1 protein-coding gene is annotated in these 2,976 nt (G+C 62.5%); it reads left to right on the forward strand.

All coding sequences use genetic code 11. The features are described 5' to 3' along the window. Positions 1-310 precede the first annotated feature (310 nt). Positions 311-2,976: DUF7507 domain-containing protein (locus AB843_RS24495; protein WP_048649547.1), on the forward strand; the 2,666-nt coding region annotated here is incomplete at its 3' end.

Here is a 2,976-nt window from a genome sequence, read left to right on the forward strand (position 1 = left end):
CTCGACATCGAAACCAGGATCGAGACCGGCCCCGCGCGGCGGCCGGGCGGACGCCGCACGGCGCCTTACGCCGTCTACAAGTAAAAGGGCGTCTAAGACAGTCCGCACGTGACAGGAATACGCCCGGATCAATGACAATGATCCGGGCGCCGAGCATTCCAGAATACCGTAAAGATACGCCATGGTGACTTGCCGGGGGCAACGTTCTGCGGCCATCTCCTGTGACGGGGTCGTTGTTGGACGATTGATCGTCGCGCGAAACAGGCCGGCAAAAGGTTTGCAAGCACGATCGATAACGCAATGAGCTCTCATGTTCCCCCTGTTTCAAACGCTGCAATCTGTTTTCACGCCGCGTCCTGGCAAGACAGGCACACGCATTCGGGTTTCGGAGGCTCTGAGCGATGACGCCCTCCTGCGTTTCGTCGCCCGCTTGGCGGTTGGCCTTGTCATTGCCTGTGCTTCCGGCCACGCAACGCCCGCGTTTGCCCAGGAAGGGATCGGCCAACAGGGCAACCAGATCGTTGGCCTGATCGGGTCTGACAAAGGCGGACTTTCACCGACGGCCTGCGCGCCCGGCCATTATGTCACCGGCGTCCAGCATTGGGACAAGGGCGGCGGCACCTCCAGCACCATCGGCATGACCGCACGGTTGGATCTGTCTTGTACGACGATCGCCACGGACGGCAGCGCGGTAACATTCGGTGCGACCACGACTGTGTCCGGCTTGAGTTATTCCGGCCAGGTTACGCCACGGACGGCAGCTTGCCCGGCAGGTCAGATCGCCTTCCTGTTTTACGGGCGCGACCGCAGTGTCGGCGGCCAGTTTCCATGGGCAAGCCAGGTCGGCCTGGCCTGTCGCCCGGTAATCCTCGACGGCGGCGATTGGCTGCAGCTGGATTCGTCTGTCGCCGTGACGCGGCTGGATGCTGGTGTCATCGAGGGGAACGGCACTCACATTTCGCGCGGCGGCTTCTGCGGCGGCCATAACTATGTGTCCGGTTATGCCATTCAGGCGGGCGGAGAAGGTTACGACGGAATCAGGGCTGCCTGCGCCAACTTTGCCCAGGCGCGCCTGTCGGCGGAACTGGCCTTCGACGATTTCGCCTGGGACACCACGATCGGCGGCGCGGGCTGGCTGGTCGATCTGACGTGGAATGGCACCGCAATGGCGGGCGGCGTCGGCAAGACGCCCTATGTCGCGCCGAGCGCCAACGATGCGAATGAATTCCAGGATATGTTCGAGCTCTACGTGGCCAACAACACGAACTATGGAGCCAAGACCGGCCAGATGCCCACCGGCATCCCGGCGAACAGTTTTATACAAACCGGCTCGTGCACGACAGGTCTGACGCTGGGATTGAAGGTCGACGATTCCTGTCAGTTGACCGTTACAGGCAAGCCTGAGATCGCCGTCACGGCCAGCGGGGCGACCGCCATCTACACGGGCTACGACGAGCCGCAGACCTTGACCGTGACGGCCACCAATTACGGGCCAGGGGCGACCGACAACGACGATGGCTACACGCTCGTCACGACCTTGCCCGCCGGGTGGTCGGTCAATGGCGCGCTGCCGGCCGATTGCACACAATCCGGACAGCTGGTTACCTGCGCGCTCAATTCATCTCCGCTGAGTTCGGCGGCGGCTCCCGGCGCTGCGGGCGGGATGCAAAGCTTCGATCTCCCGATTTCCGTCGACTATCCCACGGTGGGAGGTACGCACAATTACACCGTCATGCTGGGACGCGCTGCGCCCGACGGTGACGCCGATCCAACCAACGACGATTACGATCCATCGAACGACCAGGCATCCGGCAGCTTCGATTTCCAACCGACGCCGGCGGCGATTGCCGAACCGGTCAAGACGGTCTCGGACGGCAACGGCAACGGCATCGCCGAGCCCGGCGAACAGCTGACCTATACCATCACTTTGACGAACACCGGAAGCACCGACGCTACCGGCTATGGCGTGACCGACCATCTCGACCCTCATACGACACATCAGAGCTCGAGTATGGGCGGCAGCCATTCTGGTGGCTCCCCTGGCGGGACGGTCAACTGGTCGGGACTGACCGTGCCGGCACAGGTTGGCGCCACACCGGGCTCGCTGGTTCTGACGACGATCGTCACGGTGGTCGATCCGCTGCCACCGGGCGCGAAGATTTCCAACGGCGCCTATGAAACAGGGACGACCCCGCCGGATTGCTCGGCCAATCCGCTGCCGGCAAGCTGCGCCGTGATGCCGGCAGCGGCAAGCATGTCGCTCGAGAAAACAGCGACCCTCGATGATGCCAACGGCAACACGTTTGCCGATGTCGGCGAGGCGGTGAACTACACGTTCACTGTGACCAATACCGGTGGCTCCGATCTCACGGGCGTCACCATCGACGATCCCAAAGTTTCTGTTTCCGGTGGACCGGTGACGCTCGCGGTGGGAGCGGTCGACAGCACAAGTTTCACGGCCGCTTACATTCTGACGCAAGCCGATCTGGATGCCGGGCGCGTCGAAAACCAGGCCAAGGTGACGGGCACGGCTGCCAACGGCGCTATGGTGTCCGACCTGTCGGACGATCCGAACGATGCGACGAATGCCGACACTGAAGGTGATGGAGAGCCGGACGACCCGACGGTCATCCTGTTGCCGGCCAATGCGGCCATTTCTGTCGAGAAGGTTGGCGTCTTGGTGGATGCGAACGGCAATTCCCTTCCCGATGCCGGCGAGACGGTGAATTACATATTCTCCGTGACGAATACGGGCAATGTCACCTTGTCTAGCATTACGCTGACCGATCCGGACGCGGCCGTCTCGGGTGGGCCGATCGCCAGTCTGCAATCGGGACAGACCGACAGTACGACTTTCTCCGCCAGCCACATCCTGACCCAGCAGGATATCGATGCGGGCACGTTCGTGAACCAGGCGACAGTGTCGGGAACGGTGGCTTCGACGGGTTTCACCATCACGGACCTTTCGGACGACCC

Source organism: Nitratireductor soli, assembly GCF_001050155.1.
GTDB classification, from domain to species: Bacteria; Pseudomonadota; Alphaproteobacteria; order Rhizobiales; family Rhizobiaceae; genus Nitratireductor; species Nitratireductor soli.